The sequence below is a fragment of the Pseudomonas sp. BIGb0278 genome (assembly GCF_024809895.1).
GTDB classification, from domain to species: domain Bacteria; phylum Pseudomonadota; class Gammaproteobacteria; order Pseudomonadales; family Pseudomonadaceae; genus Aquipseudomonas; species Aquipseudomonas shirazensis.
In genome coordinates, this window is the sequence record NZ_JANUEL010000003.1 from 155,642 (window position 1) to 178,287 (window position 22,646).

Below are 22,646 nucleotides of genomic sequence, written 5' to 3' on the forward strand. Positions count from 1 at the left end.
GGTGGCTCCGAAGCAGGGTCAGTCCCACAACTGGACCGTTGTGCCGGCAGCGGCGTGCGGGAGGTCTGGCAAACTGATCAGCACCCCGCCGGCAAACGGCTGAGTCTCATCTGCCAAGCCGTAGTTGGCCGCCAGGACTGCCTCGACGCTGCCGTTGAGGTGGCCGTAATAGTGCTGGCAGAGGCTGTCGAGCAGGTCCCCCTCAGACGTCATGCAGGTCTTGCCCATAGCTGATGAACTCCAGTGAGAAGGTTTGTTTACGCGGGATTCCGCCGGCCAGCAGACTGCTCTGCTCTTCTTCAACGCTGGTCAGGCACCAGTTGCCAAGCACCTCGCCGTACCCGCTGATCAACGACATCGGCAGCAATTGCCGACCAATGCTGCGCAGTGCCTGCAACTGGCCGAGCCCGCCTTTGAAGGTGGGGAAGATCGCCCCACGGATACTGATGGTCTCCTCGCCGAGGCCCACCGCCTGTTGCGCGCTGGCGCGGCTTAGGCGCTCCTGGCCCGCCCAGCGAAAGCGAGTCTGCCGCCGCAGTTGGTCGAACGCGGCGGTATCCAGGTTGAAGTAGTACGCCGCGGCGCCGGGCTTGAGCGGTTGCAACACCAGCAGGTGGGCAAACGGCTTTACCGCCTCCGCTGCCGGGGTGCTGTCGGGGGCGAAGCCCAGGGTCGAGAGTGCGCCGGTAACTGCCGCGCGCACGCCCCCCACCACCCGACGCACCGCGGCCCCGGCTTTGTCCACTTGCTCGGCGAAGGTGCCGAGGCGATCACGCACCTGGCGCACCACGCTGAGGGTCTGATCGTATTTGTCGATGACCTTGGCCACCTTGGCCTGGGCCGAGGTGATTGCGCGCAAGCTGCGTTGCAGGCGCGCACCGATCGCCGGCCCCACTACCGGCAGACCCTCCAGGCTGGCGACGGCGCCTTGTACATGGTCGATGGCCTGATCCATCGGCTCGAGCATGGCGTCGGCCCGCCGACGCCCCGCTTCACCCGCCTTGACCAGCGCGTGGAGGCCAGCCTGCAGCTGTTCCTGATAGTTCATGAGTGGTCCTCAAATTGAAACGTGGGGTGTTTCAAACATCTGCACTGCGCGGGCCTGACGCATCAGCTCTTCCAGCTGACCACGGGCTATCGCCTCCAACTGGTGCAGCGTGCTGGGGTCATAGAGGCTGTTGTTGAAGGTGACCGGCATATTCGCGGTGAAGGTGAATTGCTGGTTGATAGTGGGAGTGGGTGCTGTTGGCGCGGTCTGTGCGGGATCGGTCAACAGCGTTGGCTGCTTGGCACACTCGGCCAACGATCGGGACGCGTCTCCAAGTGATGTCGCCGGGTCGGATTCGCGATGGGCCGCAGCCTGCTCTGCTGGGGGGGTGTCTGAGGTCACGAGCCTGGCCAACCAGCCGCCAACCTGCTCGCCACCCATGCTCCCAAGCACGCCGCCAACCAGCCCGCCGATGGCGGTGCCGATCACTGGCACCACCGAGCCGATTGCAGCGCCCGCTGCAGCGCCGGCCAAGCCTCCGCCCAAGCCGCCCAGAGCAGTGCCATAGCCCTCGAGCTTCTGCTCAGGCGTGGCATTACTGCTGTAGGTGTCGGCGAGTTGAAGGGTGGTGCCCAGCAGCGCCAGGCCTGGCAGCTTTTTCAAGACTGTCTGTGGCAGGCCGAGAGGTGAGCTGGTGCCGACCTTGGCAGCGCCACGTCGCGACCGGCCTGGCGCAGTACCTGAAGCACTTTTCCGGCCACGCTTTTTGTTTGAACGAGCAGGTGTTACAGCGGGCCGATCTTTGACTGGCATCACACTGAATGCTGTTGCTGCCGCAAGACTGAGCGCCCGACCAAGTCCAGCTGCTCGCGGCCGGGCGGACGAACGGCCAAATGTAACGGCAGTAGGAACAACTGCAGACTGACCCAGGCGGCCTAGACAACTGCAGTCAAGTTTCGGTGACGTCGTATTCCTCTCAACTTTCTTATCGTGTGGCTCCTGTCCCTGTTGCCCTGCAACTGCGGGGTTTGCTTCATCTGCTTGCGCGGCTGCTTGGGCTTTGGCAGCAGCCGACTTTGGCTGGTCCTGGAAAGAATCGAGCACGTCGCCGCCTACCAGTCGACCTAACACCTCACCTATGGTGCTACCGATCGCCGCGGAGCGCTGTTGAACTCGCTCTTTCTTGGAAAAGAGGACTCCCAATGCTGTTCCGATTAATTTCCCGCCGAACCCTCCCGCAACTGCACCAACCTCTTCGGCTTGCTCCTTGCCATCCTCGCCTGTGGCCAATGCCTTGCCAATATCGAGCAAAGCGCCAAACCAGTTTTCCTTGGCAAATTTTCCTCCGGCCTTTGCCGCCCGCTGTTGGTCTTTTGCGGGAGCTTGTTGGCTCAATACATGGCCCACGCCGGCAACAATGGTGGCGACTGCCGCATACACTGGCAGCGTATTGGCTTGTTCAGCCTTTCCCGCCGCAGCCGCTGCGAGTTCCTCCGCTCCCGCAGCGGAGCGCTGCTTCGGCTTGGATGAGTCATCCGCCGCCGCGCTGGATGTCCGCTGATCGACCAAAGCCAGTCCAGAAATTGCCTGGTTCAGCCGGGTCAGGTTTTGATGCAAACGACCCAGCTGATCGTTCAGAGGAGCTAGTGTCAGACGCTGTGCGCCTGCCCCCTGCAAATGATCCGGCTCGGTCGAATTGCCGATTAGATGCCCCGGTTCAAGCACAGGCCGGACACCGGTCCATGCACCGAGAATCAGACCGAGCCGGGTGGTATCCATTTGCTTGCGTAACAGATCGATGCTGATGCGCAGCGCTTCGATTGCGGCCCCCAGCGGCGGGCTGAAAGACCCACTTACTTTAGGCGTTTCGAGATTCGGCGCCCCCTTAGCGGAGCGCTGCTCTGGCACGGGTGAGGCACTCTTCTCAGGGGAATATTTCAAAGGCGCGCGCCACTGCGCTGGCTGATCCTGCCGCTTGACCCAGATCAGGCCGGATATCACCTGGTCCAGCCGGGCCAAGTTTTGATGCAGACGACCCAGCTGATCGTTCACAGGCGCTAGTGTCAGACGCTGTGCGCCTCGCCCCTGCAAATGATTCGGCTCGGTCGAATTGCCGATTAGATGCCCCGGTTCAAGCACAGGCCTGACACCGGTCCATGCACCGATGATCAGACCGAGCCGGGTGGTATTCATTTGCTTGCGTAACAGATCGATGCTGATGCGCAGTGCGTCAAGCGCAGCCCCCAACGGCGGGCTGAAGTTGACACTGAGCCCCAGGTTGAATGGCCCTAATGTCTCTGCCATGGCTTACTCCTGCTCATTCCGAAAGCCACCAGACCATGTCGCTGTACGACATGGTCATGATTTCGCTCGCGGAAAAGTTCAGCTCCTTGGCCAGCCGCTTGGCAGCGGCCTTGTGCCGGGCCGGGTCAAAGTTCGTCGTCCTGCACCAGGCGAAAATAGCCCGCCTGCAGACGGCTGTAGTCCTTCAGGGCCAGGCCTTCGAGGTCCTTGATACCGACCTCGGCCAGCGAGGCGAACAGGTTCAGCTCACGCTGTTCGTCATCATTGGCGCCGCCCGCCTGGGCGTTGCGGATATCGCGCACGGTGGGTGCGCGCAACGACAGGCTATCGACCTGGACGCCGTTGGCCTGGCTGGGCCGGGACAGCTGCACGCTGACGCGTTCAGCGCTCAGGGTCAGCCATTGCGGCAGTTTTTTCGCTTGAGCCATGGGCTTCTCCTTAAAGGCCGAGCGCAATGCGTTGCGCAGTCAGTTGATCGACACCATTGATCACGCGCTTCATACCCAGCGCATCGATCTCGTAGACCAGCCGGCCATCGACTTCGAGCTTGTAGTAGGTCACGGCCACGCTGTGCTTGATTTCAGCTTTGTCACCGGACTTCCAGTCGCCCATATCGACTTCCTTGAGGGCGCCGCGCAGGGTCACTACCACCGGATTGATCTTGCCCTTGAGGCCTTTGAAGGCGCCGCGGAAGGTGCCGTTGAAGCCACTGCCATCGGCCAGGCCGAAGAACTTCAGGGCGTCGCGGCGCACGCCGGTGGTGGTGAACGCCGCCTCCTGTTTCTCCATGCCTTGGTCCATTTCGACCGGCATGTCCATGCCGCCTGGGCGGTGCTCTTCCATTTTCAGGGTGAGCTTGGGCAGGGTCAGGCTGGGTACATCGCCCTGGAAGCTGACGCCATCGACGAACAGGTTCAGGTTGGCCAGGGTTTCGGGAATCATTGCCATGTAAATGCGCTCCTTAAGCGACGGAATCGAGGACTTCGGTCAGCCACTGATTGGTGACTTCAACGCGGAAGTTGGGGTTTTCAGCAGGTGGGACGTCGGTGAAGCGGATGTTCCAGTACACCTTGCCCTGCTCGAGCTGGCTGGCAGTGTTCAGCTCAGGGTCGGCGAACACCTCGAAATTGATGATCGCGCCCTGGTTCTTCAGGTCGCGCATGAACGCCTGCAGGCCCTCGGTTACATCTTTGACGTAGGTCGCGGTAATGGCGCGATCGACCGCCCATTTGTGGCCATAGAGGATCGCGTCCATGACGATATCCATGGTCCGCACACGGGTGACGAAGGCCCACTTCGCGTCGGCCGACAAGGTGCGGTTGCCCCACAGGCGGAAGCCGTCGTCGCGAATGATGGTGGCGATGTTGGCGTTGTTGAGCAGGTTGGCTCGGCAGGTTTCGTCACCGTCGAGGAATTCGATCGGGCGACCGGTGCCAGTGATACCGACGAATTCCTTGTTCGATGGCGAGGCCCAGAAGCCGTACTCCGCGTCAGTCCAGGCAAACAGCCCGGCCACATACGCCGAGCCAGGCGCGTCGACCGTGGCGTTTTTGCTGGTGTCCCAGTACTGCACACCCGGATCGACCATATAGGCGCGCTTGGCGCCGAACTCGCCAGCGTAGGCGATGACCGCTTCATCGGTGGTGTTGGGGCCGTCGATGATGGCAATTGCGCGCAGCTTGTCAGCCAGCGCCACCAGGGCGGTAGCGACCGCCTGGGTCGCGCTGTGCTTGGGGCTAACCAGCAGACGCGGCTGGGCGTTGAAGCGGCTTTTTCCGTCGAGAAGTGCCTGCAGGCCGGTCCGCTTGCCGTCCGCCAAGGTGCCGCCGATGATCGCCGAGGTCTGCTCGGCAGCGTCCTCGAGCTTGGCCACGCCGCAGGCGACAATCACCGCCTTGGCACGGGTGAAGACAGCTTGGCAAGCCTTGGTGATTGCCGCGTCAGGGCCGAACGCGGCAATCGCCTCGCGCTCGCTGGTGATCAGCATCAGGTCATTGGGCTGCGCGGTAAGCGCTGGCGCCGGGGTGAAGGTATCGACCAAACCAATGATCGAGGACGACGGCAAGGCAATAGTACGCGCGCCGGTGTCGACGTTTGTTACGGTAACGCCGTGAAAGAAGCCAGACATAGATTCTCCAGATATGAAAAGGCCCCGCGTCAGCGAGGCCATTAGGGGTACAGCAGAAAAGAAAACGCCCCGTCGGTGCGGGGCGTTATTGGGATTGGTCGGCGATCCAGGGCGGGGCAACCGGCCTGTGCTCGACGACGGGAAATTGATCTGACTGGGGCCAGTCGCGCAGATCCTGCAGGTAGGCCAGCAGCTCGGCGAACTGGTCGGCTGACAGGGTGGTTTCGCGCTCAAGGTCCTGCTCGTCGCGATGACGGTCACGCAGCCACTGCCGTGCCGACAGCTCGCCGTCACGCCATGCGCGCTCCCGCGCAGCAATATCGTCCGAGCCAAGGGCCGGTGGATCGATCAGAATGGGCAAACACTTATCGTCGTGAGCACGCACTTTGCCCGGCTCGGGATTACCAATGACCGCATTCCAGCGATCCTCGGAAATCTCCACCGCGTCGGGAGGCATCACTGAATGGATTGCCTCCAAATAGCAGCATCCCGTTGTCTGACTGTAATAGTGCATTTCTTATTTCCCCATGCAGAAGAACGTATAACCGACGATGCTAGGCGGCACCGCGCCATTGGTAGCAGATCGGGCATTGATGTCGATGCCTGTTGACGAAGCGTTCTGCCCAGTCACCACCACGCCAGTCGCGGATGTCCCGATGGAATACACCACCAGACTTGAATTGAACTCAAGTGGCAGCCTGACTCTGACCGTACCAGCACCTGCGTTGATTTGACCGTTCGCCCACTGGATGATCAGCCCGCCGAGCCAGGTGGGAAATACAAAGTAGCCGTTGGACGTATAGCTGAACGCAAAGCCCCAGCGCATTTTCTTGGGCGATACCGCGACCGTGTCCAGGGTGCCGGAGTCGGTCTCTGCCTGGGTCGCAAGACGTAACACCCCGTAGAAGACTTCCGTTGCCTGCGCCGCAGCGCTTCGCATCGCCTGAAAGACTCTCAGCGGCGTCATGAGCTTGTTGTCGACCTCCCCGGCCTCTGCCTCAACCTGGCTGGCTTGGGCATTCCTGAGCTTTTTCGGCGTCACCATGGTGGCGTCGTCGGCGCCGTTGCTGACCTGCGTCTGAGTCGCCACCTTTGCCCAGCCAAGTACTGCCTCAGTGGATTGAACAACCTTTTTGGCCAACAGCTGCGCGACCCGACGCGGAGACATCCATACAGACGCCGAGACACCTGTTTCAGCCTCTTCCTGGGTCGCTTCAACCATGTTCCCGGTGTGCAGCATTTCTACCCACGACTCCCAGTCAGCAGAAGCCTCAGTAGGGAACGTCTTATTGGCCGCCCGGTAGAAGAAACGGTTTTGATAAATCCGCTTCAACTCTTGATGCGGGTAGGCAGCGGCTCCGCGAACAATCAAATGACTCGCTCCCAGGATGGGCGCGTTCTTCAAAGGCTCGCCTGATGTATAGGCATACACGCCATCGAGCAGCATGGTGTTCAGGTCGGTACTCGCTGGCAGTGGCAGCGGCGTACCTATTCCGTACTGACCTATTTTGACTGCATCGACAATCCCATAGCCGGCCAGGCTGGTCGGATTGGAACCAGCAACCACACGACCGTACTTATCAACGGTTACGCTTTTATAAGTACCTACGGTGACGCCAGATGGCCCGGCGAGCATTTCAAAAGCAAGCGCCGTGACGCCCAGCGTGATCGGCGCGTCCGTAACCAGTTGCCAAATGCTGTCGCCGTTGGCTGTACCCTTCTCCACCGCCACCATCAGGCCAGGCGTGACCTCTGCGCTTAGATCCGCATCGGCGCTGCGCTTCCAGGCACCACCGGCTACCACCGCATAGATACCGTTGTCCTTGCCCGCATTCTGGTTCTTCACCAGCACCCGTGCTCCGGCAGTCAACGCTACGCCATCAATGCTCTGCAGGCCGCTCAGGGCAATGTTGGCCGTAGTGGCTACCAGCACCGATGGCTTTGTGTCCTGCTCGGCAAGCCTGCCCTCTACCCACTCGCGGGTCGCCAGCACCACGCTCGGGTCAATCTTGAGCTGCACATTGCTGGCACTGCTGACCACCAGGTTCATACGTACAACTTGCGTTCGGCCCGACCCCTGAGTGAGCAAAGGCTTATAGGTCGGCGGGCAGTTGGCGATTGCCACAAGGTCGCCGTCAGCGTCATACAGGCCGATCTCACGAATCCAGCGCCCACCGCTATCGGCCGGAATAACCTGCTCAGCCACGATGATAGAGGCGTCTTTATCGTCGACCTTGAGTTGATTGAGTGGCGCGCGGCGCCACTCATTGATCAGCGCACGTTGCGTTGCATTTGGCGTCGACTCGGCGCCGCCGGCATCGCCGATGCCCATCTGGGTAATCTTCCACGGGATGCCCAAGGCATCCGCGTTGGCCTGCTTTGCCGCGCCCACATTGGTCAGGATCGCGTAATACTGTGAATTCTGGTCAGCCATGTGCAATGTCCAAGGTATCTATTGTGTGTTCGCGGCCGCCGCGACCTATAGCGCCTGTGACCGCAATAATCGATGAGGCAGGCGGGTAGACATCCAGCTCGTCGCCCTCCTGCAGGGCGCAGCCCACATACAGTGCGCCGCGGGTTTCCAGACTTATCACCAACCCCGTCATATGCCGACTGACCGGCCGAGCGTCATCAATCAGCGCCGACAACTCGGCATACGTCTGCTCACTGATGCCCGCATCGGAAACGCCAATCTTCAAAGCGAAGGTTCCAGGCACAGCAGCCGGCTTGGCCTGCCACCACTCCTCCACTTCAATCAGGTAGCCAAACGGCTCGACCACACGCCGAAGTGCGCCAAGGGTGCCTTTGTGGGCATGTACGAAGAACGACGAGCGAATCACCGAGCGCTTGATCGCGTCGCTCCAACTGTCGTCCCAGCGGTCGACCGACCAGGCCCAGGCAAGTTGATAGAGCAAGTGCGGCGGGCAGTTTTCGGGGCTGTAGAGCAGGCGTAAGTCGACCTTGAGGTCTTCATCGCCTGCGGCTTCGATGGCGCATTCCAGCGCGGTGCGGTTGAGCGGCAGCAGGCTGTCCATATCAGCCGCCCCGCTTCAGATCGAAGCCCGTGCACCACGCAGCCTGGGACTTGCTCGGGCGGATGTCGGCCCAGCCGCTGAGCTCAACCCGACTGACCCCGCCAATGTGCAGCTGTGCATCGATCCCGGAACGTGCAACTTCGACGCCCAGGCGTCGACGCGGGTTGATCCAGGCTTGCAGCCGACGACGGCACTCGGCGAGCACCGCCTCCGACTCAGGGCCGCTGTCAGCGATGTAAAGGGTGGCATCAATGCGGTAGGGCAAGACCTCGGCGCTACGCACGCTGACGCGGTCGGCTACCGGGCGAATGTCATCGTCATTGAGGTACGCGGCCACCTGGGCCAGCAACTGCGCATCTGCTACACCGTTGCCCTCCAGGCTCAACACAGTGACATCGACGACCGCGGGCGACGGGCTCTCGGCGGTTGCGTCAGCGACCAGTCCCGAGGCGTTGCGAGCGTGCAGGATGTAACTGTTGCGCGGCCCGGCAGTGGTGAGCCCCTCGTAGACCAACTGCACCCGCTCGCGCAGTGCCGCGTCAGACTCGAACAGTGCCTCGAGCGGCGGTACCTGAGTCCGGTCTTCAGCCTGGATGAGCAAACGCTGCAGGCTGACATTGGCCGCTAATTGGTCGAGGTCGCTGCCTTGAGCGTAAGCCAACAGCAGTGCCTTGGCCGCGTCGTTGATGCGTGCCCGGTTGAGCAATTTGCGGTAGGCCCCGACTTCCAGCAGCTTGCAGACCGGGTCACTTTCAAGCTGTGCGGTCCAAGCGTCCCCCAGATGCGCGCGAAAGGTCTGCAGATCAGCCTGATACAAGGCCTCGTAATCGAGGTCTTCGAGCAACTGAGGTGCTGGCAACTGGGCCAGGTCGACTTGGCTCATACCTGCACCTCGAGCATGGCTTCAGTGCCCAGGTAGCGGCCACGCAGGCTCATGCTGACCTGACCGCCGATTACCGCAATCACCTTGACTCGCTCCAATTGCAAACGCGGTTCCCAACGTCCCAGAGCACGGGCGACTTCAGCTTGTACGGCGCTTTTCCAACCTTCGTTGACCGGCAGGTCGACGTAGCGGCGCAGTTGGCTGCCGTATTCCGGGCGCATGCGGCGGCTGCCGAGGGGGGTAGAAAGGATGTCTTCAATCGATTGACGCAGGTGGGCGATGCCGGCCAACGGCTGGCCGGTGCGCCGGTCCATACCGATCATGGCGCACCTCCAGGCGAGGGCCGGACAGCAATGGTCGAGCCCCATGGGCAGGTTTGCATAGCAGTCTCCTGACAGAAAAAAACCCGCATCGGCGGGTCTGTTAATGTTTGTGATTGGCCGTGTTGCCGGCCGTGTCGATGATCTGGCCGCCACCATTGATGTCGCCGCTGACCACCAGCGGGCCCTTGATCGAGACGCTACCGGTGAGGGTGATCGCCGCTGCGTCAAGGCTGATGGCGCCGTCGCTGACCTGCAGCGTGCTGCCCCCGACCCGGATGCTGGCGTTGCCGGTCGGCAAGTGGATGTCGTAGCGCCGTGCTTGCCAGTCGTAGGCCAGTGAGCCGCCATCGGCGAAATGCCACACTTCAAGATGGTCACGGTTATCTGGTGGGCTCCCCGCATTGCCATACAGTCCCGGGAAGAACGTACCCTGGGCTGGCTCGCCGCTGGGACTCAACAGGACGCCCTGCTCGCCAATACTTGGCGCGCGCCAGTGGCGGGCCTGGCCTGCCGCCAGTGCATGCCAGCGCAACCAGGCGCTGCTCCAGCCGCTGCCATCCGAGACCCGTACCCGCGCAGCGGCAGGATCCACCGCCACTACGCGGCAAGGGATGACCAGGCAGGCCAACATGCGGTCGTGCATTGAACTTGAGTAACTCATGACAGATCCTGTGCAGGGAAGTAATTGCCCTCGTTGCCAGGGCCGGTTTCCGGGCTGATCCCCAGCATCAACTGCCCAGGCGGCTGGTCGGGCCAATCCCAGCGTGGCTCGCCGAGCAGCACCGGCTGGTCCCAGCGCACCGTCCAGCCACTACCGTCGAACTGAGCCTCGACATTGCGGCTCGCTTCGACGAAATCCAGCTCCCAGAACTGCTGGCGCAGCACGTCGATCAATTGCGCTGCCAGGAGGCTGCCTTGCAGGCGCGCCTCGGCCTGGGCGCTATCCGCGGCGGTAATGTCCGCCTCGAAACTGGCGAGCAGCACCGAGCGTCCATCGCGGGGGGCAGGGTCGGCCGTCATGCGCACCACGCCATGGCGCAGTGCGGGTAATGCCGTGCTATTTCCTACAGATGAATATGCATCGACTGACGCAAGTTCCGGGATCGCCTCACGAATGGTTGCGGTTACTGCCGCGTGTAAGGTTGTCAGTTCGCTCATGTTCAGGGCTCCTCTCGCACATCTGCCCGCGCGCCGTCGCGCAGCCCAAGCCGCTTGGCTGCCCAGCGTTCATAAAGGCCGATGGCAACATCGGCTCCCGCCATCGCAGTCAGACAGCCAAAGGCGCTGGCGCTCCAGATCGACATGCCGCTGGCGTACAGCAGCATCACCGTCGACACGCCACAGATCATGCATGCCCCGGAACGCAGCGCCAGCCGGCGCACCAGCGACCAGCCTTTTGCTCCAGCCTTGTCGGCCCGCCACATTTCGCCGGAAACACCGCCCAGCAACGCCAGGACGATTACCAGCCAGAGCGGCATTTCCAGTAACGCTTGTTGCTCGTTCGTCACTGCCCTGTCTCCTGTGTGATGCCCGCCGACGACTGTCGACAGGTCGGTTTACGCTTAAACTCGGCATTCCAAAAAGCCCGCCATCGCCGGCTTTTCAGTAATGCGTGGTCAACCGCAGGCCACTACTGGTGACACCTGCGGTCATGTCCAAAACTGTTAACTCCGACCGCGGCCGCCTGCCCGCCGGAAAACTGTTCGTGGTGCTTTACGCTGCACACCCGGGCCAGTTGCCAACCCTCTGAACAGTTGAGGCCTGTTCATCGCTGCCTTTGCAACAACCGGTTTCTACCCGGCTTGAGAAACACGTTATGCGCATATGCATATGCAGTCAATGCATTTATTCATAGAATTTCACATGAGGATTTGCGGATATGCATGAAGGCCATGCATCACGCTGGCTGTAGGATTTTTCTGCAGGCGAAAAAAAACCCGCCGAAGCGGGTTTGTTCTGACGATGTTCACTCAGCGGGCGTACATCCCCCACCAGAAGACGTGGCCCAGCAGGCTGATCTGCTCATCCTGCATCTGCTGGAAAGTGTAGTCCTCGTCGGGGTGCTCATCGCGGTTGAAGCTGCGCAGGCGGATGCCGGTTGGCAAGCGATACACCTGCTTTACACGCAACTGGCCGTTGTGATTGATGGCATAGAGGTCGCCATCGACGATATCGCCGATCGCACATTTACCGGTATTGACCCCTACCGTGGCGCCATCACGCAGCACCGGCAGCATGCTGTTGCCGCGCACGGTCACGCACTTGGCGTTGTCGAACTGGACGCCATTGTGGCGCAGGCTGCGCTTGCCGAAACGCAGGCGCGCACGCTCGCTCTCTTCGATGACGAATCTTCCTGATCCTGCTGCCAACTCGACCTCGCGAAGAAAGGGCACGCTAACCTCGTCGTCCTCGACGGGTGTTTCATCGTCCCACAGGCTGATATCGCTCATGTCGGCATGACCATGAGCCGGCTGCGCCGCTTCACGCGACTCGCCGAGTTCGGCGCGGCCACGTAACTGGTCGGTGCTGACGGCGAAATACTCGGCGATTTTGGAGACGTGTTTGTCTGACGGATCAACGATCTTTTCGCTGAGAATCCGCGAAAGCGTGGATTGAGGAACGCCCGTGCGCCGGTGCAGCTCCGTCGGAGACAGGCCGTGGCGGTCGAGCAAGGTCTTGAGTACGGAGGCTACGTTGCGTTTTTGCATAAGCCGCATAATGCAACGAGTTGTGCGCAAATGCAATTGATGCGGCAGCGCACCGGCCAGCCTGCGCTTGGCAGAGCGCGGCAATCCAATGGCGTATCGTCCCTGCATCGCCGGGCAAAAGTCTGTAACATTGCCGGTTTCAAAATCGCCCACCGAATCACGCTGTAAGGCCCCGAATGTCTGACCTCTCCGCGCACACTCCAATGATGCAACAGTAGATGCTTGATCAGTGCATAGGGCGCGCCGTTACTGGGCTGCGCGGCCATGCTGTCTAATACAGATTGCGAGCTTTCCGCGAGTTTCGACCAGTAAAGTCGCGAAGCTATCGAGCAGTATTAGACAGCTAAACCCCCCTCCTCCGGCGTCCTGCCGACCGAATCCCCAACCAAAACTACAACGTCCGACACCACCACGACTGCGCATACAGCACGCCGTCAACCTCCTCCACACCATTGATGTTGATGCCGAGCTGGGCCATGCCATTCACCTTCGCATCGTGCAGACGCGGGATGACGTCGGCGCCGGGCGAATGGGTGAAGACCCAGGCCTGCGTGGACACCCTGCCCAACGGCGCGCTGTGGTGATCGCCGATGTGGATGTCTGCCTTTAGGGCCTGGATCTTCCCCAGCTGATCAGTCGGGATGGCCACGCCCAGCTTGCGCCGCCGGACGATCAGGAAGTACATGACATCGGCCCGTGGCTGCGCAGGCTGTAGGTAACCACGCCCCAGACAGAGAACTCGTCACCCTCCATGATGAACCGCGGCGCGTACCGAGGATTCTCCGAGCGCAGCACGATCTGCCGGCCAACATAGTCGAGCCGCTTGCAGACTGGCTCGCCGTTCACCGCCGCGATGACGATGTGGCCGGCCCGCGCATCAATCGCCTTGTCGACGATCGCCACGTCCTCGTCGAAGATCCCCGCACCCTGCATGCTGTCGCCGTCGATCCTGACCAGATACACATTGGGCGCATGCACCTGCATCAGTTCGTCGAGGGATATGGCCTGCAGGTCTTCGACGTATTCGAATGGGTTGGCGGCTGTCATGCTTGGCTCAATACTGTATATAGATACAGTATCTTATGGCAGATTGTGGCTTACGACAATTACCGGTCAGCGGGCGCGCTCATCCCGCCCATGATCGACTCGCACGCCAGCCCAGCTATTCGACTTCGCTCAAGCGCTTCCGCGAGGCTTCCCGCCATTCGGTCAGCGTCTTCAAGCAATCCCCCGAGCACCATGACGGGAGAGGTTCCTGTCGCGCGCTGCTGGGCAGCGATGGTACTGCAGGTTGCTGCTCGACCGTCGCGCAGTCGGGCGATTTCCCCGCGCAGGCCGACAGAGCCAGACTCAGCAGTAGCAGCGCGGTCTTTGAGTTTCGCGATAAGCTCGTCACTTTCCCTTCCCTTTTCGTCTGCCAGCGCTTGCCGGCGCTGCTCTTCGGTTCTGGCCTGCGCCGCGGCACGCCGGTCGCGCTCGGAGACCTCCAGCCGGTAACTGGCCAGGCCCTGCTCTGCTTCGGCGGTCGCGGCCCGGGCATCTGCCGCCGCTCCCTCGGCAATCACCACCCGGTACTGCTGGCCACCGGCAACCAGCACCAGCGCGATCAGCCACCAGCACCAGGCCGGCGCCGAGCCGAGCCAGGTCATGCCAGCACCCGCACGGCGATGTCGTACAGCGCTTTTCGCTCAGCAGCGCCATGCGGCACGCGCCCAGGCTTGCCGGTATTGATGATGCTGCCGATGTCCTGGATGCGGCCGGCGTCTGCCAGCTCGTTAAGCCCGTGCTTCGCCCACCACCACGCAGCGGACTGCGCAGCGTGCTCGGCCTGCTCGAGCAGTTCCGGCTGATCCTCTAGCGGCAGCCCCAGCGCGGCGCCGGCTGCCTGGTAGTTGTCGCGCCCGGTGAGCTGGATCAGCCCGCGACCCCGGTACCGCCAGCCATCCCCCGATGATTCGGGACCATTACCCATGCGCCCGCTGTAGACACGATTGGCGATTTTCTCCGGCTGGCGGGCATATGCCGGCGCAGTCTGGGCGGTGAACCTGCTGGGCCAGGTACGAACCAGCGCGTCGGCGCTGTAGTTGAGGTTCTCGACCAAAACGCGCAGCTGCCCAGATTCGTGGCCGATCTGCGCCAAGAAGGCGGCGGCGCGCAACCGGCTGTCGATCTTCCAGCGGACCATGGCTCGGTTTAGCGCAGGCAAAAAAATGCCCGCTACGGTGCGGGCTTTTGGCAGAACCTGCAGCAGCTGCTGCTCGGTGATGGGCATGAGATCGTTCTCCAGGCAAAAAATACCTCCAGGCGGCGGTATGCGTGATGGTCTAGGCGCTGCCCCTCAGCGCCCAAGCTGTCGAATGAGGCGATAAACCCACAGATCGGAGCATGATTACGCCTCCGTACTGGGTTTCGGTGGACCCACCCATGCTTTCTCCAAGGCGAACATTCCGCACTTCCTAGCGCTAGGGTGTAGGAATCATGCCAAAAAATCCTTGGTTCTTTCAGGTGAATTGAGGCGGAAATTTCAAAATGCTATGATTCCGAGATTTTGAAAACTTTTGAGCATTGCAACGCATACAAGGATTGCCAGCGTGACAAAGAGAAGCAACCTATTTGTTCTACTGGCTTCTGTAACCGCGATAGCATTTGTTGTGCTGCTTGGTGAATGGAAGCTAAACAAGAAAAGCATTTGGGACGAAATAGCTGAGAATTCGCCATTGGATGCACAAAGAGCAGCCGTATTTATGGCGAAAGAGTCAAGATTACTAACTGATGCCGAGCTTTCTAATCTAGCAAGAACCATCGTCAGCTCCAGAGAGATAAAGTTTTCTCAAGCAATCACAAATGAACTCATATACAAAACACAAAACAGTGAAGCCAAGAAGCTGGCAGTATACATAGCTGAACAAGGATTTATCGCCAAAGGCGACATATTGCTCTCTAATCGGGCCGCCCTAGAGTACAAAATTGGTAGATTTGTTCCAAGAAACCTTGAAAAAGCGACTATCATTTTTTCAAGCCCAACACTGAAAAACGTCCCAATATCCAAGTTCTACTTGGCTGAGATTCTGCTAGACAATGACAACCCAAAAAAAGACCCAAAGACAGCAAAAGAGCTGCTGACAGAATCTGCAAATTCAGGGATAGAAGCAGCAAAGCAAAAACTTAAGGAACTACAGTGAACGCTACAAAGTATAGGCCGGACATCGACGGACTCCGCACAATAGCCGTTATGGGCGTAATCCTATTCCACATGAGCTTATCGTTCATCCCGGGCGGCTTTGTAGGAGTAGACGTTTTCTTTGTTATTTCTGGATTTCTAATCACCGGCTTGATCAAGGATGCCGTTGATAAAGACAGGTTCAGCCTCTCTAACTTCTACATCCGAAGAATCAGAAGACTGATCCCGGCAGCAGCCTGCACAATCACAGTATCTTTCGTTTTTTCCACGCTGTTATTCTCCAGTGAGCACCTTAAGAGCTCAGCAGCCTCTTCAATCGCCGCACTGTTTTCATTATCGAATGTCTGGTTTTGGCTGGAGAGCGGGTACTTCGACTCGTCCGCACTGACCAAGCCGCTTTTACATACCTGGACGCTCAGCGTTGAAGAGCAGTTCTATTTCGTATGGCCAGCCGCATTGGTTTTCTTATTATCAGCAAGGAGTCGTCTCGTTGCTCCACTGATGTTATTCGCCGCCGGCTGTGTGAGTCTATACTTTGCCTGGGCATGGATTAGACTAGACCCAACATCGCCATTCTTCTTGATGCCGTTCCGCATCTACGAATTTGCGATCGGTGCGTTAATGACCTGGGCTCCGCGCAACGGGCTGAAGAACTTCCTGAATGAGTTAATTCTGCTATCAGGTCTTGTGATCGTCGGGTGGTGCATGCTGACCTACACCGAGAACACGCCCTTCCCATCATACTATGCTCTGCTTCCATGCCTGGGCACAGCCATGATCATTTACTCTGGCGAGGCGAGGTTCTCAGGCTTACTTCTGCGAAACAGGGCTATGACATGGGTTGGCGAGCGCTCCTACTCACTATACCTGACGCACTGGCCGGCTATTGTTTTTTACACATACTACGTGCTTTCTCAGCCTACGGCGTTAGACCTTGCCATAATCGGCCTAATCACTCTGGCCACGGCCCAATTTCAATACAAATATATTGAGGTCCCTTTCCGGCTAAACCACGCCGTCGCGAAAAATTTTAGCAACCGTAAATTCGCCGCATACCTGGCTATTCCAGTTTGCCTGTTGGTATATGTCGGGACAATGGCATACGTACAGGACGGCTGGAAATGGCGAATTGCCAGCTATGGAAAGACTGATTCCCCAGTCACACAGAGCATCGACCTTCGTCGCAATGAATGGCAAACATCGCTAATTTCAACGTATGCGAATGCTCAGGACGTTGGCTCCCGAAAGTTGGACGCAAAAACCGCGCTAATCATCGGCGATAGTCACGCTGCCCATATACGTAGCGCATTCGACTACATAGGCAAAAAATATAATATTCGCGTCACTCTATGGTATTACGTTGGTTGCAATCCTCTGTTCGGAACAACTCATGTGTTCGCCGCTCCCGACCCGAGAGAGGAAGGGTGCAAGATCCAGAACAATGCATGGGAGAACCACCTAAAGTCGAACAGGTACGACTACATCGTAATTTCATCACGCTGGGCGTGGGCAGTTGAGCCAAGCGAGTATGGACAGTACAAGGTCCCTCAGCAGTATATAGTTGATGTGAGCAACCCAATAAAAACCTTGGAGGAGTCAAGGAAGGTATTTGCACAAAGCCTAGACAGGACAGTGAAAGCGGCACTACAAGCATCTGGACAGGTGATTCTTTTTGCTCAGTCACCAAACATAGGAAAGTCGCTAGATGGCTGCGACAACGTTCCTCGATATATCCTCTCGGAAGAGCAAGTAATCGAAAGATGCAAAACCATCGACAAAGGATTAATCCTGAAGAGACAGCAATTCACCAATAGCGTGATACGCACTGTAGCACAACAAAGCAACAGGATTCACGCGGTGATACCAACCGAATTATTCTGCAAAAGCAGTGAGCCTAACTGCATTACCTCGTATGACGGATACCGACTTTTCCAGGACGAAACACATTTCACGGTTGAAGGAGCAAAATACTTGGCGCTCGAGTGGGAAAAATCTGTAGATTTCCCATTCACAAAAGCAGTATCCGATAAATGATAGAAAATGGCGCGCACTGAAGCGCGCCGAATTCTAAAAGTTTCGCCCCACCTCAAGCCAGACGCCATTCTCCCTACGCAGCGTAATAAAGTTGTTAGTGCTGGACGGCACTACGTTGGCATTACCCTTGAGCCGCATTACGGCTGAGTTGTGGACCAGGGTGGTGAATCCGTCGAGCCTAACCCGAATGTCCCTCCTGTCAGTTGCATCGTCGAATGTGGTAACGGATACCGCCGAAGTGTTCGCCAGATTGTTCTCCTTCCACAGGCCTACGCTAGGGGTTGTGTCACCTGTCGGCAAAGAGTTAACTGACCAGCCACTATCGAACGGCATGTTTCCTTCCACCTCGATGAAGTGGTTGAGGAAGCGCGGCAGGGAGAAGCTTGCAGCTGTAGAGGTGCGCTCAAATACCTGCTTTTTAAGAACGTTATTTGCGAACGACCCGCTGTTCATCTCTATTACCTTCATCTGCCAAGCATGCTTGCTGGAATAGACAGTATTGCCGTCAACTACTAGGCCGGTGAGCGAGTGAACGCCTTTATTGTCGTTGATCTGACCGAAGTACATAGCCGTAGGGACAGTGGCCTTGGTCGATACCGCACGAATATCATTGTTTCGCACGGTGACGTTGTTCATGTTTGCAACGGAAAGATCGTTCAGGGACGATCCCTTGCCTTGAGCGAAGTGCTCAACTGCTGTTTGCGTCGAGTTCCATGCGCTTTCCACGCCGATAAAGGCACGGTAGCAGTCTCCGACGAGGTCGTTGTCTTCGATCAGGCAGTCAGATGAGTCGCAGTGAACATAAATGTGATAATCGCCAGTGACAACGTTGTTCGACGTCTTGGTCTTGTTGTTGGTGATCTTGCAGTTCGGCGAACTGAGGCCGACCTTGATCAACGCTTCGCCGATCCACTGGTCCTCTGGGTATATTCGGTTGTTGTCGATGGTCAGCTCGCGGCAGCCATAGCCAGCCAAGATGCCGGCCGATACGTTGCGGCGAATCTGATTCATAGCTAACAAGCCTTCGCTGGAGGTCCACTCCATAGCAATGCCACGGATGTTATTGCGGCACCAGTTGCCCACGATCTCCGAATATAGCGCACTGATGTTGGTAATTCCGTAATAGCCACCATCTAGTTCGTTGAATGCTATGGTGTTCCGGGTGGCAAGAATTGTTCCAGATGGTGCAACGCCAAGCGCAACGTAGTAGGCAACCGCATCCGCATAAGGGGCGATATTCAGGTCGCAGGCGATAGAGATCGGATACCAGCGGATACCAGTGTTGTCCTTTGTGATGCCTGGAATACCGCGAATATTGTTGAATGCGATAGTGTTGCCCGACACCTGCTCAACGCCGGTAGCGAAAGCAAACAGAAGAATGCCGTAGCCATGAACCATGTTGATGATTCGGTTGCCAATGAACTTACAATCTTGGCAGTTCTCCCCCTCGAAAACGCGCAGACCGCTACCGCCCTCAAGATTGTTGGCATCGAACCTACCAAAATTGCAGACAAAGTTCTTGACGTTTTCGGTTTCCCCGCTACGAATCCCGCGAAGCCTAAAGCCAGCCGAGGGCGAGGTAAACTTGATCGAGCCGCCATTCCACTGGAACCCCCTAAGCCCGTTGCGGATGTCCACTTTCCCCGCCTGCTCGTATACGCCCGGAGGAAATACTACGTATCCGCCAACTGCTCTGGCAGCTTCGACAGCGGCCTGAATGGCGCCGGTGTTATCGATCCCTGGAGTTGGCTCGGCGCCGTGGGCGGTGATACTCACAGGAACTCCACTGAGAGCTTGCGCGACAGTTATGTCCCCGTAACCAACCATTTTTGCGCCAGCAGAAGAAGCAAGAGCCTGTCGTAGCGCAGCATCCCCTACGGCCTGCAGCTTGGGCGCGTCAGTGGCCCAGGTTCCGGTGAGGGTAAGCGGTATATCAGCTGCGTTCGTAACCCGGTACAGCTCGCCAGCGCGCTGCACGAGCTGGGTCTGGCGATCGACAACGACGCCAGCGCCATAGGTAAGGTAGACCGACTCATAGCCCTGTGCGATCAGGTAGTCCGTTACCTGCTGCATGATGCCGACCCAGGACTTGAGAGGCACACCAAGGCGGTTCAGATATTCCCCAAGTTGCCCCGTGAGCAGCAGATCGATGATGGCAGTATTATCGTAAAGGTCGCGCGGATCGCTCGAGCCATCGGTTCCAACCGGGTTGCCAGTGTTGTAGCGCATATTTTCTCCGGGCATGAAAAAGCCCGCTCAAGGCGGGCATGCTCGTTAAGGGTCCGGTCAAGCCGGTGGGAAGTTGTCGTCGTCCAGGTAGACGCGCTCGTCGTAGTTCACAGCGGTGACGTTGCAGCTCACGGTCCCGCTCGGATTGACCTCTTTGATCAGGGCCGGGTAGCAGAACTTGGCCTTAGGCCCGAACTGGATAACAGGCGCGTCCATTGCGCTATCCAGAACCGGCACGAAGTCCAGCTCAGGGATGGTCAGGCGGTAGTCATCGATGCGGGTGGCGACATAGGGGCCAGAGGCGCTGCCATCCCGCCGGCGCAGGGCAATCCAGTGTTCGCCCCCGGCAGACCAGTTGAGCGGCTCGGTAGAAACCAACATGTGCAGGCTTCCCAGCTTCGCGTAGCCTTTGAGCATCGCGCTCTGCCCATAGCCTGGCGTGGTATCACCCAGTAGCGCGTAATCGAGGTAGCCGCTGTTGAGCGCATCCAACTCTGTCGAGAAGCTGTAGCGCTTGCGCTGGTAGACCTGCTGCCGCCGGCGACGCATGCCGATACGCCATGCTCGATGCTCATCACCAACGCCATCGATCTTCACCTTCTCGGTGCGCAGACCCAGATCCCCGGGCAGTCGGCACTCGACGGTCTCAACCTGCCAGGTTGCGGAGCTGAGGTATTCGACGTCCACGCCATCGAAGTCATCCTCGGTGACGTGCTCGGCCTCTCGTTTGAGGGGCTTGGTCATGATTTGCGGGTTGTACATGTGGTCAAAGTCCGGCCCGCGCGGCTCGTCACGAACCGGTCGGATCAGACCTCTATCGATGGTCAGTTCCGAGAATCCGGCTTGCAGCGCCTCGATCATGCAGGCCTTGACAGTGCTGGCCGACTCGATGGTGCGGTCGTAGAAGTCGCCGCGGGCCGTCCACAGCGCTTGCAGGCGATCCAGTTCGTCCAAGTCGAGATCTGAGTTGCCGTCCTCGACCGAATAGCCAACGCTTTGCGCAATGTAGCCGATCCAGGCTGCGATATCTCTGGTTGGCTCGGGCGAAGTCCATGCCCCACCGCGCCTGGTGCGCAGCTTGCGCGTGGCGATGACCGATACCTGGCTTTCAGACTGGGATGCGATCCGGTTGCCGCCCTTTACCCGCAGGGCCAGCAGCGTGACACCGGCATAGCTGGTCGGCGCGGGGAGGTTGGCGCGCAGGCCGTACCACTGGACGGTGTTGGCGTCCTGGGTGCTGGTGGACTTGGCGCCGATGCGGCGCATCCGCACCTCTGGCCGGATGCTCCCTGGAATATCAACCATGAATTCAGTGAACCCGAGCTGATCCAAGGTCTTCTGGGTGTAGGTCTTCTTGAACGAGGTCCAGGCGCCAGCCAGGGTTATGTCTCGATACTGCATCTCGACGGTCACCGACAGGTTGTTCAGGTCACCCTTCCCACCCACATGCACAAGGCCTTGCGGGAAGAAGATGTCCCAGGCGATACGCGAAGTAGTGGTGCCCGCTGGGCAGGCTGGGAATGGCCCGGACCAGTCACCCTCTTGCGTAGAACCGTCCAGAGTCAATACGGCCGCCGAGGTGGTCAATGTGTCAAACCCAGGCCATGTGGTGTCGTTGTCGCCTGCGGCGTTCATGCGCTCAACCGATATCGCGGCCGTGCTGGCTGCCGTGATGCGGTATCGCAGGCCGCGGAATCCAATGCCCATGACCAGACCAGTTCCGACTGCCAAGCCGGTGGCAGCGCCACCGGCTGCCCAGTCCAGGGTCATCTCATCCGGCGCGGAACCGACACCAGGTGTATAGGTGGCGACCGTGTAGTTACCCGCGTTCGCCCCGACGATCTCAATTTGCATCCCTGCAGTCAGAGCGAACTGGTCGAGGCTTCCCCGAATGATGTCGCGCCCGGACCCGCCGTCAATGACGTCCAATGGGTAGCCCACCTCAATCCTCACGATCATGCCGGCGGCCCAACCAGCAGGAAACTGCCCGGCACCGGTAGGCACCGTGATTGTCTTGCTGGCGAATTGGTATGACTGTGCGTCAGGAACAGGCGTTACGGCGTAGGTCGCCTTCAGTTCGATACCAGCTGTACCGGTGGAGGTTGCGCCCACTTCCGGCGCCGAATGCCACCACTGCGCAGCCGGCTCATTGGAAAGGTCGGCACCAGGCTCGTAGATTGTAAATTCGGCATCGGCACCCAGCGAGATCACAGGGGTTTCGCCAATCAGGATGCTGCTGACTGGAATGTCATAGCTGCCCTTGCCCACCACCAGCAGCATCTCGATCCACTGAGAGCGCGGGTCTTCAAAGTAGCGGTTTGGCGGGAGCGCATAGTCCGGGTATGGGCGCTGACGGCCGGCGATCTCGCGAATGACCGCGTTCAGCTTCACCTGGTTGCCCTTCACGGTGGCCAAGCCAAGGTCGTTCCCACGCTTGGTGTTGCCGCCACTGTTCAGGGAAGGCATCTTCGGCATGAGAGCGCTCATGACCGCCTTGGCTCCGAACACGAGCGCGAAGGTGATCGAGAACGGATCTGTACCCTTTGGCTCTCGGTATATTTGGACGCTATCTTCGGGTCCGAACTCAATAGACGCCCACTGCGTCGGCAGAGCCCGCTCACCGTTGACGAACACGCTCATCGGCAGCGCTGCAGGCTCGACCTCTTCCGGCAAACCGTCCGCGCGGAACCATGCCAGCAGGCTCTGGCGTTTTTTGACCGCGCAGAACTCCGCTGGCCCGGCAGCGAGCTTGTTGGGGTAGATTTCGATCATTGCCGATCTCGGTAGTAGATGATGGTGTTGTGGTCGCGCTCCCACTGGTGCAGCGGTAGGC

Annotated in this window: 23 protein-coding genes; 2 read left to right on the top strand and 21 right to left on the bottom strand. The window is 59.1% G+C overall.

Features of this window, described 5'->3' with window-relative positions; genetic code table 11:
* Positions 1–18 precede the first annotated feature (18 nt).
* From M2396_RS13325 to M2396_RS13415, 19 genes are all read right to left on the bottom strand, one after another.
* Positions 19–228, bottom strand: coding sequence for a tail protein X (locus tag M2396_RS13325; RefSeq protein ID WP_101317336.1), 210 nt, complete (start codon positions 226–228; stop codon positions 19–21).
* The gene (locus tag M2396_RS13330; RefSeq protein WP_259075388.1) at positions 203–1,048 is read right to left on the bottom strand and encodes a phage tail protein; all 846 of its coding nucleotides are present in this window, start codon (positions 1,046–1,048) and stop codon (positions 203–205) included. The genes M2396_RS13325 and M2396_RS13330 overlap by 26 nt, the downstream gene beginning before the upstream one ends.
* A 9-nt stretch (positions 1,049–1,057) precedes the next feature.
* Positions 1,058–3,292 (bottom strand): hypothetical protein, encoded by a 2,235-nt coding sequence (locus tag M2396_RS13335; RefSeq protein ID WP_259075391.1) that lies wholly within the window; start codon positions 3,290–3,292, stop codon positions 1,058–1,060.
* A 125-nt stretch (positions 3,293–3,417) separates the two neighbouring features.
* Positions 3,418–3,720, bottom strand: a complete 303-nt coding sequence (locus M2396_RS13340) for a phage tail assembly protein (RefSeq protein WP_101317330.1) — start codon at positions 3,718–3,720, stop codon at positions 3,418–3,420.
* 10 nt (positions 3,721–3,730) lie between these two features.
* Entirely contained in the window at positions 3,731–4,240 is a 510-nt protein-coding gene (locus M2396_RS13345; protein ID WP_101317328.1) for a phage major tail tube protein, read from the bottom strand.
* Positions 4,241–4,253: 13 nt separating this feature from the next.
* Complete coding sequence (locus M2396_RS13350) at positions 4,254–5,420, bottom strand: phage tail sheath family protein (RefSeq protein WP_259075394.1); 1,167 nt, start codon at positions 5,418–5,420, stop codon at positions 4,254–4,256.
* An 85-nt stretch (positions 5,421–5,505) separates the two neighbouring features.
* Positions 5,506–5,934 carry a phage tail assembly chaperone gene (locus M2396_RS13355; RefSeq protein WP_259075396.1) on the bottom strand — a complete coding sequence of 143 codons (429 nt, stop codon included), beginning with the start codon at positions 5,932–5,934 and terminating at the stop codon, positions 5,506–5,508.
* 3 nt (positions 5,935–5,937) lie between these two features.
* Entirely contained in the window at positions 5,938–7,854 is a 1,917-nt protein-coding gene (locus M2396_RS13360) for a phage tail protein (protein ID WP_259075398.1), read from the bottom strand.
* The gene (locus M2396_RS13365) at positions 7,847–8,455 is read right to left on the bottom strand and encodes a phage tail protein I (protein ID WP_259075400.1); all 609 of its coding nucleotides are present in this window, start codon (positions 8,453–8,455) and stop codon (positions 7,847–7,849) included. Before M2396_RS13365 ends, M2396_RS13360 begins: the two co-directional genes overlap by 8 nt.
* A 1-nt stretch (position 8,456) precedes the next feature.
* Complete coding sequence (locus tag M2396_RS13370) at positions 8,457–9,338, bottom strand: baseplate J/gp47 family protein (RefSeq protein ID WP_181106086.1); 882 nt, start codon at positions 9,336–9,338, stop codon at positions 8,457–8,459.
* Positions 9,335–9,661: a GPW/gp25 family protein gene (locus M2396_RS13375; RefSeq protein ID WP_101317315.1), complete on the bottom strand. Its 327-nt coding sequence runs from the start codon at positions 9,659–9,661 to the stop codon at positions 9,335–9,337. Before M2396_RS13375 ends, M2396_RS13370 begins: the two co-directional genes overlap by 4 nt.
* A 100-nt stretch (positions 9,662–9,761) precedes the next feature.
* Positions 9,762–10,322: a phage baseplate assembly protein V gene (locus tag M2396_RS13380; protein ID WP_259075403.1), complete on the bottom strand. Its 561-nt coding sequence runs from the start codon at positions 10,320–10,322 to the stop codon at positions 9,762–9,764.
* Complete coding sequence (locus tag M2396_RS13385) at positions 10,319–10,819, bottom strand: hypothetical protein (protein ID WP_150570859.1); 501 nt, start codon at positions 10,817–10,819, stop codon at positions 10,319–10,321. Before M2396_RS13385 ends, M2396_RS13380 begins: the two co-directional genes overlap by 4 nt.
* A gap of 2 nt (positions 10,820–10,821) precedes the next feature.
* On the bottom strand, positions 10,822–11,169 hold the full coding sequence (locus M2396_RS13390; protein ID WP_101317309.1) for a phage holin family protein: 348 nt from the start codon (positions 11,167–11,169) through the stop codon (positions 10,822–10,824).
* A gap of 462 nt (positions 11,170–11,631) precedes the next feature.
* A complete protein-coding gene (locus M2396_RS13395) occupies positions 11,632–12,369 on the bottom strand; it encodes an XRE family transcriptional regulator (protein ID WP_150572037.1) in 738 nt (245 codons plus the stop codon).
* Between the two features lie 391 nt (positions 12,370–12,760).
* Positions 12,761–13,054, bottom strand: a complete 294-nt coding sequence (locus M2396_RS13400) for a hypothetical protein (protein ID WP_259075407.1) — start codon at positions 13,052–13,054, stop codon at positions 12,761–12,763.
* Entirely contained in the window at positions 13,042–13,416 is a 375-nt protein-coding gene (locus M2396_RS13405; protein ID WP_259075409.1) for a LexA family transcriptional regulator, read from the bottom strand. The genes M2396_RS13400 and M2396_RS13405 overlap by 13 nt, the downstream gene beginning before the upstream one ends.
* A gap of 59 nt (positions 13,417–13,475) precedes the next feature.
* Positions 13,476–14,018: a DUF2514 domain-containing protein gene (locus M2396_RS13410; protein ID WP_259075411.1), complete on the bottom strand. Its 543-nt coding sequence runs from the start codon at positions 14,016–14,018 to the stop codon at positions 13,476–13,478.
* Complete coding sequence (locus tag M2396_RS13415) at positions 14,015–14,641, bottom strand: glycoside hydrolase family 19 protein (protein ID WP_259075413.1); 627 nt, start codon at positions 14,639–14,641, stop codon at positions 14,015–14,017. The genes M2396_RS13410 and M2396_RS13415 overlap by 4 nt, the downstream gene beginning before the upstream one ends.
* A gap of 319 nt (positions 14,642–14,960) precedes the next feature.
* On the opposite strand from M2396_RS13415, the gene M2396_RS13420 reads away from it, so the two are divergent.
* Both M2396_RS13420 and M2396_RS13425 read left to right on the top strand, forming a co-directional pair.
* Entirely contained in the window at positions 14,961–15,551 is a 591-nt protein-coding gene (locus M2396_RS13420) for a hypothetical protein (RefSeq protein WP_259075415.1), read from the top strand.
* Positions 15,548–17,584 carry an acyltransferase family protein gene (locus M2396_RS13425; RefSeq protein WP_259075417.1) on the top strand — a complete coding sequence of 679 codons (2,037 nt, stop codon included), beginning with the start codon at positions 15,548–15,550 and terminating at the stop codon, positions 17,582–17,584. The genes M2396_RS13420 and M2396_RS13425 overlap by 4 nt, the downstream gene beginning before the upstream one ends.
* A 33-nt stretch (positions 17,585–17,617) precedes the next feature.
* Here M2396_RS13425 and M2396_RS13430 read toward each other — a convergent pair whose 3' ends face one another.
* On the bottom strand, positions 17,618–19,813 hold the full coding sequence (locus M2396_RS13430; protein ID WP_259075419.1) for a NosD domain-containing protein: 2,196 nt from the start codon (positions 19,811–19,813) through the stop codon (positions 17,618–17,620).
* Between the two features lie 57 nt (positions 19,814–19,870).
* Positions 19,871–22,585, bottom strand: coding sequence for a host specificity factor TipJ family phage tail protein (locus M2396_RS13435; protein ID WP_259075420.1), 2,715 nt, complete (start codon positions 22,583–22,585; stop codon positions 19,871–19,873).
* Between the last annotated feature and the right edge of the window lie 61 nt (positions 22,586–22,646).